Origin of the sequence: Okeania sp. SIO2C9 (assembly GCF_010672455.1) — a bacterium.
GTDB lineage: Bacteria > Cyanobacteriota > Cyanobacteriia > Cyanobacteriales > Microcoleaceae > Okeania.
Map to the genome: position 1 here is coordinate 29,994 of NZ_JAAHGO010000081.1, position 9,947 is coordinate 39,940.

Here is a 9,947-nt window from a genome sequence, read left to right on the forward strand (position 1 = left end):
CCCTCCTAGATAACTAAACGCCCTCCTAGATAACTAAACGCCCTCCTTCCTTCTTGCTTTTTATATCAAATCCGTTTTATTGGACATAAAAAAATTATCCAATAGTCATAACTACGCTCATCTTTGTAATTCTCTCTCCTCCTGACTCCTGACTCCTGACTTCCCCTCCTGGGAGGGGGAGGGGCGAGGGGTGGGTTGACTCCTCCTAAGTTAACCATTCTATGGCTGTTTAACTGGATTTGATATTACTTCTTCCTTGTATTAGAGAAAAGCGATCGCCAATATATAGCAGTGGCCACTATAGTTAGGATTTGATATTATTAATTTTTATAGCAGTCGAAGGAAAGGGCACGGACATATTAAAAGCTTAAAACTCAGACAACGCAAGATATTTCCTTCCCTCCTAGATAACTAAACGCCCTCCTAGATAACTAAACGCCCTCCTTCCTTCTTGCTTTTTATATCAAATCCGTTTTATTGGACATAAAAAAATTATCCAATAGTCATAACTACGCTCATCTTTGTAATTCTCTCTCCTCCTGACTCCTGACTCCTGACTTCCCCTCCTGGGAGGGGGAGGGGCGAGGGGTGGGTTGACTCCTCCTAAGTTAACCATTCTATGGCTGTTTAACTGGATTTGATATTACTTCTTCCTTGTATTAGAGAAAAGCGATCGCCAATATATAGCAGTGGCCACTATAGTATAGTTAGGATATCAGGCAATTATGATGATTCATTACGCGAGCAAGATGCTCGCACTAATTGTCAAACACCAACTTGGCGGTTGCTATAACTAATCGCCTTTTTCCTTCTTCTTTCTTCTTTCTTCCTTCTTCTTTCTTCCTTCTTTGTTGAAAAACATTTAATTAGAACTAACAACTGACTTTACAGTTTTTACTTGGTTTGGATTCATTGCCGCTTTAGGATAAGCAATACGTTTGTGATTGTACTGTTCCCAAACTTGTACAAAAATTTCGGCAATAGTTGACATTTCTGCCCTTGTCAAACCAGAATCAGCCAATTGATTATCCTGCCAACGTGCCCGCATAATTTTCTTCACCATCTGTAAAGCATCTTTATGAGTCACATCTTTGAGCGATCGTAATGCTGCCTCACAAGAATCTGCCAACATCACAATAGCAGTTTCTCGCGATTGTGGAATCGGTCCTGCATAGCGAAACATCTCTTCCTTAACTACCTTTGCTCCCTTATCAGCTCTTTGTTTAGCTTGATAATAAAAATATGCAATTAACATTGTACCCTGATGTTCAGGAATAAACGCTTTAATAGCCTTTGGTAATCGGTGTTTACGAGCCATTACCAATCCTTCCGTAACGTGCTTTCTGATAATTTCCACACTCACCCACGGATCTTTAATTTCATCATGTTTATTCGGTCCACCCATTTGATTTTCAATAAATCCTAATGGATCGTGCATTTTACCAATATCGTGATACAAAGTACCCGTTCTCACCAATTCCACATTACAACCAATTGCTCGTGCTGCCGCTTCTGCCAAACTTGCCACAAACAGAGTATGCTGAAAAGTACCAGGTGCTTCCGATGCCAAACGCTTCAACAGAGGACGGTTAGGATTAGCCAATTCAGACAAACGAATCGGAGTAATCAAATCAAACAAATGCTCCAAATATGGACTCAAACCCAAAGCAACAATACTCCAAACCAAACCTGTTACTGCACCTGTTACTGCTTGCGAACCTACCGGACCTATGATTGCATACCATAGTAATCCTGATGTTTCACGGACAATCAAATGTATCAACAAATAAACAGTACCTTGAGTTAACCCTACCCCTAAACCTAACAATGCTTGTTCTTCACGCGATCGCATTTTTTCAGCTATTACACTGCCAACAATACCACCAGCAGCACTGGCAAACCAATCTATTTTGTCAACATCCATCCCAATAGGCAGTATCACAGAGATTAATCCCACCACTGTCACTCCCATAGTTGAACCATAAAAAGTTCCTACCAACAATCCAATTGCTGGTAAACTGCTCCACGGTATTCTCAAAGTTATCAGTAATGGTGCACTCAAACTCAAAAGCAACAAAAGTATATTATCTCTGCGCCTTAGACAAGGTTTAAATTGCCTTTCTACTAGAACTACTATAACTACAGCTCCACTAACAATACCTACAAAAACCCCCAAACCATGCCAATTAACTGTACGGTCACTTAAGCGAAAATGATCTAGTAACACAAATGCCTTACGGCTAATATTTTTCCCCTTCCTGACAATGACTTCATTCTTTCGGACCTTGTATGTAACTGTTTCAATATCTTGTGCTGCCAGTTCCACTGATTGCTTAGTGCCTTCTGGATCTAGAGATAAATTAGCCTCCAAAGCTACCTTTAAAACATTAATTGCTAAATCTTCCGCCACCACAGGAACTACACCATTTACTTGTACCTTTAGTGCTTTAACCCATTCCTGCTTAGGTAGATTTGGCGATATTCCTTGAGCTAGCATTCGCTCTTTTACAGTTTTAATACCTACTTGAGTTTTTTGCCAGTCAGTGTCAGATAGTTCTAGTAAAGTAGAATCGTATACCTCATAACCTTCAATTTCTTGCTGTTTAGCCAGAGCTTCTGTTGCGTCTTTGTACAAATCACGAGCTTGTGAAATCTCGTACAAAACTCTTTCATAGTTTTGAAAAAAACTTTTTTTGCGATAAGCTAATAATTCTGAAATTGCTTGTCGATCCTTACTACTAATAACTATAGAATTTTGACTATATTCCTGATAGTCTGCTAGGACTGATACCTTAGTCAATAATCGATCATCTATAACGTTATCATTGTTACTGACAAGTTCTATTGAGTTTTTAGTTAATATAGAATCAGCAGTTATTCCTGGTTGAGGTCCTGGAGGTCTTTCTTTTAACTCTTCCTCTACTATTTGTTGAATAGCCACCCACTTTTCTTGGGAAACTTGCTGTAGATGTAGCTGAGTATTTGTTGATAATATACCTGTATTCACAAATGGAAAATTAACAACTATCTCTCTAACTTGATTACCCAGTGCCAGTATTTCAGCTAATTCTTTGTCAACTCTTTGATTGACTGACTCATCAATCATCAATACAGTGATGTCACCAAGTCTAGCTGATTTGCGCTGCTGTTCAGTTAATTTATTGTCAGGAACTATAGCACTTTTCGGAGCAAGGATAGTTTGAGGAGCAACAGTTCCCTCATCTAACTTTGGCTGACTGTAGTAACGTTGACCCATAGTAGCTGTTAGAGATGCTATTGCCAGCACCACTAAAATTGGTGAAGTTGCCAGAGTTGACCAACTCGGTAATTGTTGTTTTTTCTGGGGCTTCAATAATTTCCCAATTAAATGTGTCAGATGCATATTTGTTGATGTCTACACATCATAGAGTTTTCAATATCCACTAGCTTTGCGTGGGCGAGGACAAATTATATTCTTGGCAGCAACTGCTGGCACTATATTTTGTGTCATATTATTTGGGTCATAAACTCCACACCAAACTGCCCAAAGTTTTTTGGCCAAATTCAGAATTTCTGCTTCATTTATTCCCAAAAGTTCTGCTCCCATTTTTTGTCGCCATTCTACAGGAATTCCAATAGTACTGTTATAAGCTCCTGATAAAGTACCTACTATAGTACAGATTTGGGTTGCCCATTTTGTTCTTGAACCTCTTAATATTGCTAAACTCAGGTCTTCTGGGGTACTGAGAAAACAGTATAAGGCTAAACAGATAGGTAAAAAAAAAGGACAAGAGATAGAGTTTTCTTGTTTTTCAGAAAATATCTCCTGTCTTGAACAAGATTTAAGATTTTTTGATAATTGAGTTATTGCAGTATCTAAATTTGCTTTTTGATTAATCAATTGTTCTACTTGTCTTAGTTGCCCTACTAATGGTTCTGTTTCTCCAATATAGTCGATAATTTTGGGTATTATAGTTTGGGTATCTAGTTGTTCTGTCAAAGCTTGGGCTATAAGATATCCAATTGCTAAGTTACTTGGATTGATATCTGAGTAATTTTGCCAAATTTTTCCCCATTGCTGTAATTTTTGTTGCAGTTTCAATTCATCTTCGTGATATAGCAAAGTTACTGGCAAGCTTGCTATAACTGCATTACTAGCTGTAGGATAAAATACATCATCTTTATCTATGTAGTAAATATCAGCCAATTCATTATCAAATATCTCTGGAAATTTTTCTACTTTTTTTTGAGAATATTTTACCTGACTTGTTTTGCCACTTTGGTCTTTTTTATTAGTCCAATCATCTCGCCATTCTTCATAAACTTTATGCCAATCTTCTTGATTAAATTCTTTATTTCTAATTAAGCTATTTGCACAATTAACTGTAATTTTTCCCCATTTTTGTAATCTTTGCTTCCCTAAATGTAACGGGTATAATTTATGTTTATTTATCGAGATTTTATAATTTGTTTGCTCTTTCTCTATTTTTTGATACTCAAAGTAATAACCTAACTGATTTCCTAAAACTGCTCCTAATAAAGCACCTTGAAACTTGATTAATAGAGAATGCTGCATTATTTACTCATTAATTTATCTTTCTTAATATACATCCTCAATAGGTAATGAACAGTAGAGTATGGATAGAAGAAAGTTAGGCTAAGTTTCATATATACTTTCTCAGACTAACTTTTCTTCAAAACTTATTTAGGGTCGCTATACCTATTTAGGGTTGCTATATTGAATTTTTTTGATAATCTTTACATATCTATATTAAGACTTACTATCAAAATAATTTTTATGCATAAGAATAATTTAATTCTTGATAATTAGGATTATACTAATGTTATTAACAATAATATTCTATAACTTGAATTAAATAGTTATTGTGTTAATAATTCGTTCCAGCTTACTCGATTTATTAACTATTATTGAATAATTTAATTGATACATTTTTTTTCTCTACAAAATTTCCAGCTATATTTAGATTTAGGCAATTATTTAACGGATACTTTTTTGAAGATAATTAACTATTGCTTTTAGCCCTAAAATATAGCTTTCTGAACCAAAGCCACTTATCTGACCTACAGCTACTGGTGCTATAAAAGAATGATGTCGAAATTGTTCCCGACGATAAATATTACTCAGATGTACTTCTACCGTGGGAATATTAACCCCAGAAATAGCATCCCTAATGGCAATACTTGTATGAGTATATGCCCCGGCATTAATAACTATGCCTTGGTGTTGCTCACTAGCTGAGTGAATTGCATCCACCAAGACACCTTCATGATTAGACTGTAATACAGAGATTTTTATTCCCAGGGCTTCCGCCTCTTGCTCTAACAGTCCATTTATATTATCTAAAGTTTCAGAGCCATATATTCCTGGTTCTCGTAGACCCAGGAGATTCAAATTTGGCCCATGTAAAACTAAAATCCTAAACAAATAATTTAAACGTTGAATGATAGAATTATCAGCGACGAGAGCGGTCGTTGACTGGAATGGGAATGAGTTCTGGTTCTGGTTCTGGTTCTGGACCTAATAAAGAATCAACCAGCTTGCGAGTCCATTCCTTTAATTTTTCTATTACCTTGTCAATGAAATCCATCAATATTTTATTCCCGCTGAATACTCTCACCTTTTATAGTGAGGGGTAAGCGGGGCGGGTTCTGCCGCTTCCCTTTTCATACAAAAGTCTTGAAAGATTTTAACAACTCAGCCACAACACAATAAATATTCATCGTGGCTTTTGGTTTGTTTATCTTTAACTCTTATATTAACACTATCTTTGCTGTAGGGGTATATGGCCATTCAGCAATGATAAGTTAATTTGTCTTCAAAAAAATGGACTTTTGTCCATAAGTTTATTTATTATTGGTTCATTATAATCAAATCTTTTATTATTGTGGTTTTCCAGCAAATAAATATAATTTTCTTCTTAACAAATCGAGAGCTGTACAGGCACTCACTCTTCTAATCCAATCTCGGCTGCGTAAAGCACCAAAGCGGTATTCAAAACTTTCTACCTCACCAGTTATTTTTGCTATACCAATATAAACTAAACCCACTGGCTTAAATTCTGTTCCACCTCCAGGTCCGGCAATACCTGTAATACTGATTCCCCAGTTACTTCTTAACTTCTTCACCACCGCACTTGCCATTTGTTTTGCCACTGCATGACTCACAGCACCTTCTGTCGCTAAATCTTCCTGACTAACATCTAACAAAGAAATTTTTACAATATTTTCATAAGCTATAACTCCACCATAAAAATATTGCGAACTACCTGGAGTAGAAGTCAACATACTACCTAAACCTCCACCAGTACAAGATTCGGCCACAGTTAAAGTTTCCCCTGCATCTAACAATAATTTTCCTACTACTGAAGCTATAGAGTCATCATTAATGCCATAACAGTCAATTCCTGCAATATCTCGTATTTTTTGTTCTACAGGCAAAATTAATTCATCTGCTAATTCCTGAGACTCAGCACGAGCAGAAATTCGTAATTTTACCTCTCCAAAATTAGCATAGGGAGCAACAGTAGGATTTTTCATTTCCAACAATGGGGCTACTTTTTCTGCCAAAGCTGACTCTGCAATGCCCCAAAATTTTAATGTCCGACTATAGATAGTTTCACCACACCAACCCTGACTCTGCATATAAGGTACAGCAGTTTCTTGCCACATTAATTTCATTTCGGTGGGAACTCCGGGAAAAGTCATTATTGTTACATTTGGCACTGGTTGCCAAATAATTCCTGGAGCACTACCAATAGGATTAGGCAAAATACTTGCACCCTGCGGAATTAAGGCTTGTTTCCGGTTACTGGCGGTCATGGTGCGACCCCGATGGGCAAATTTTTTAGTAATATCTTCTATTATTTCTGGTCTTTCCATCAGTGGAGTATTGAAATAGTCCGCGATGGTGGCCACGGTTAAATCGTCTGGGGTCGGACCTAAACCTCCTGTAAAAATTAATATTTGGGAGCGTTGGGTAGCGATCGCTAATACTTGTTTGATTCTTTCTGGATTATCTCCTACTACGGTTTGATAGTAATGAGCTATTCCTAATCTTGCTAATTCTTGGGCTAAAAATTGAGCATTACTATTCAGGATATCTCCTAATAGTAGTTCTGTTCCAACACATATAATTTCTGCAATCATTTAAGTAGAGCCTAGTAAATTTTTGTACGTTATATATACATTTTTTAAGTTAGCTCAAAATCTAATTAGATGACTAAATTTATACATGGAAGCTCCCTGAAAACTGCTAACGAACTATTGAGGGCCAATAAATTAGATGATGCCAAAAAAGAATATCAGAGACTCATCGAATTAATGCCCAATTTCTCCTGGAATTACTATTACCTGGGTCAAGTTTTTGTCCAAGAAGAAAAATGGTCTGATGCCATATCCCAATATCGACAGGCTATTAAACTTAATCCTAATTCTGCTTGCTTCCACAATAGTTTAGCCGAAGTTTTAATAGAACAAGGTGAATTAGATGAAGCTATTAGTTGTTCGCAAAAGGCTATTTCTTTACAAGCATATTTTGCTATTTATCATCAAACTTTAGCCTTCGCTTATGAAGTTAAATCTGATTTTGTGTCTGCTTTCAAGACTTGGCAAAAAATTGTTTCTCTTAATCCAAATCACTTGAGGGCAACTCAAAAAATATCTTGGTTACAAACAGATGTTGCCAAAAATTGTGTTGAGAGTGGGAATAAATTAAATAAGGAAGGAAAGATAAAGGAGGCTGTTGAGTTTTACCAACAAGCTTTAATTCTCAACTCTAAACAACCGATGTCTATTTATCGTAATTGTGGCAATAATTTAATTACTTTAGGCAGGTTTGAGGAAGCAGAGAAAGTTTTTCAAGGATTAATAAAAATTTATCCAGAATTACCAGATGGTTATCATGGTTATGCAAAATTAACTCATTATTTTGCAGATTGGGAGTTAGCATTAAAACGGTGGGAGGAGGCGATTTTTAAGTTTCCCGAAAATATCGGTTTTCAGGTTCAAAAAGGCAATGCTTTAATCAATTTATCTCAGTTTTATGAGGCAGAGGCAGTTTTTCAACAGTTAATAGAAAAGTATCCCCATCAATCTCAAGGTTATGAGGGTTATGCGAGATTAAATCATAGTTTAGCAAATTGGAATTTGGCTTTGTCACGTTGGAAAAATGCTCTTAAAAAGTTTCCTTAACATATTGGTTTCCAAGTTCAAAAGGGCAATGTGTTGATAAATTTATCTCGTTTTGATGAAGCTGAGGCAGTTTTTCAACAGTTAATAGAAAAGTATCCACATCAACCTCAAGGTTATGAGGGTTATGCTAGATTAAACCATAGTTTAGGAAATTGGAATTTAGCTTTGGAACGTTGGGAAAGTGCTATTGAAAAGTTTCCAGAAAATATTGGTTTCCAAGTTAGCAAAGGTAATGTGCTGATAAATTTATCTTGCTTTGATGAAGCTGAGGTAGTTTTTCAAAGGTTAATAGAAAAGTATCCACATCAACCTCAAGGTTATGAGGGTTATGCGAGATTAAATCATAGTTTAGCAAATTGGAATTTGGCTTTGTCACGTTGGGAAAATGCTCTTAAAAAGTTTCCTGAACATATCGGCTTTAAAGTTCAAAAGGGCAATATTTTAATCAATTTATCTCGGTTTGATGAAGCTGAGGCAGTTTTTCAACAGTTAATAGAAAAGTCTCCACATCAACCTCAAGGTTATGAGGGTTATGCGAGATTAAATCATAGTTTAGCAAATTGGAATTTGGCTTTGTCACGTTGGGAAAATGCTCTTAAAAAGTTTCCTGAACATATCGGCTTTAAAGTTCAAAAGGGCAATATTTTAATCAATTTATCTCGGTTTGATGAAGCTGAGGCAGTTTTTCAACAGTTAATAGAAAAGTCTCCACATCAACCTCAAGGTTATGAGGGTTATGCTAGATTAAACCATAGTTTAGGAAATTGGAATTTAGCTTTGTCACGTTGGGAAAGTGCTATTGAAAAGTTTCCAGAAAATATTGGTTTCCAAGTTAGCAAAGGTAATGTGCTGATAAATTTATCTCGTTTTGATGAAGCTGAGGCAGTTTTTCAACAGTTAATAGAAAAGTCTCCACATCAACCTCAAGGTTATGAGGGTTATGCGAGATTAAACCATAGTTTAGGAAATTGGAATTTAGCTTTGTCACGTTGGGAAAATGCTCTTAAAAAGTTTCCCGAACATATCGGTTTCCAAGTTCAAAAGGGCAATGTGTTGATAAATTTATCTCGTTTTGATGAAGCTGAGGCAGTTTTTCAACAGTTAATAGAAAAGTATCCACATCAACCTCAAGGTTATGAGGGTTATGCGAGATTAAATCATAGTTTAGGAAATTGGAATTTAGCTTTGGAACGTTGGGAAAGTGCTATTGAAAAGTTTCCAGAAAATATTGGTTTCCAAGTTAGCAAAGGTAATGTGCTGATAAATTTATCTTGCTTTGATGAAGCTGAGGCAGTTTTTCAACAGTTAATAGAAAAGTATCCACATCAACCTCAAGGTTATGAGGGTTATGCGAGATTAAACCATAGTTTAGCAAATTGGAATTTAGCTTTGGAACGTTGGGAAAGTGCTATTGAAAAGTTTCCAGAAAATATTGGTTTCCAAGTTAGCAAAGGTAATGTGCTGATAAATTTATCTTGCTTTGATGAAGCTGAGGCAGTTTTTCAACAGTTAATAGAAAAGTATCCACATCAACCTCAAGGTTATGAGGGTTATGCGAGATTAAACCATAGTTTAGCAAATTGGAATTTAGCTTTGTCACGTTGGGAAAATGCTCTTAAAAAGTTTCCCGAACATATTGGTTTCCAAGTTCAAAAGGGCAATGTGTTGATAAATTTATCTCGTTTTGATGAAGCTGAGGCAGTTTTTCAACAGTTAATAGAAAAGTATCCACATCAACCTCAAGGTTATGAGGGTTA

Annotated in this window: 8 protein-coding genes; 3 read left to right on the forward strand and 5 right to left on the reverse strand. The window is 36.1% G+C overall.

Annotated elements, in window-relative coordinates; translation table 11 throughout:
• Positions 1 to 637: 637 nt before the first annotated feature.
• Positions 638 to 793, forward strand: coding sequence for a hypothetical protein (locus F6K23_RS33830; protein ID WP_287523161.1), 156 nt, complete (start codon positions 638 to 640; stop codon positions 791 to 793).
• A 69-nt stretch (positions 794 to 862) separates the two neighbouring features.
• Here F6K23_RS33830 and F6K23_RS33835 read toward each other — a convergent pair whose 3' ends face one another.
• From F6K23_RS33835 to F6K23_RS33855, 5 genes are all read right to left on the reverse strand, one after another.
• Complete coding sequence (locus F6K23_RS33835; protein ID WP_293164548.1) at positions 863 to 3,352, reverse strand: HD family phosphohydrolase; 2,490 nt, start codon at positions 3,350 to 3,352, stop codon at positions 863 to 865.
• 60 nt (positions 3,353 to 3,412) lie between these two features.
• Positions 3,413 to 4,555, reverse strand: coding sequence for an ADP-ribosylglycohydrolase family protein (locus tag F6K23_RS33840; protein WP_293164550.1), 1,143 nt, complete (start codon positions 4,553 to 4,555; stop codon positions 3,413 to 3,415).
• A 423-nt stretch (positions 4,556 to 4,978) separates the two neighbouring features.
• Positions 4,979 to 5,425: a type II 3-dehydroquinate dehydratase gene (gene aroQ / locus F6K23_RS33845; protein ID WP_293164552.1), complete on the reverse strand. Its 447-nt coding sequence runs from the start codon at positions 5,423 to 5,425 to the stop codon at positions 4,979 to 4,981.
• A gap of 28 nt (positions 5,426 to 5,453) precedes the next feature.
• On the reverse strand, positions 5,454 to 5,588 hold the full coding sequence (locus F6K23_RS33850; protein WP_255502456.1) for a hypothetical protein: 135 nt from the start codon (positions 5,586 to 5,588) through the stop codon (positions 5,454 to 5,456).
• A gap of 292 nt (positions 5,589 to 5,880) precedes the next feature.
• Entirely contained in the window at positions 5,881 to 7,146 is a 1,266-nt protein-coding gene (locus tag F6K23_RS33855) for a competence/damage-inducible protein A (RefSeq protein ID WP_293164554.1), read from the reverse strand.
• Positions 7,147 to 7,215: 69 nt separating this feature from the next.
• On the opposite strand from F6K23_RS33855, the gene F6K23_RS33860 reads away from it, so the two are divergent.
• Both F6K23_RS33860 and F6K23_RS33865 read left to right on the forward strand, forming a co-directional pair.
• The gene (locus F6K23_RS33860; protein WP_293164557.1) at positions 7,216 to 8,190 is read left to right on the forward strand and encodes a lipopolysaccharide assembly protein LapB; all 975 of its coding nucleotides are present in this window, start codon (positions 7,216 to 7,218) and stop codon (positions 8,188 to 8,190) included.
• Between the two features lie 30 nt (positions 8,191 to 8,220).
• A partial coding sequence (locus tag F6K23_RS33865) for a tetratricopeptide repeat protein (RefSeq protein ID WP_293164559.1) occupies positions 8,221 to 9,947 on the forward strand: 1,727 nt, incomplete at its 3' end.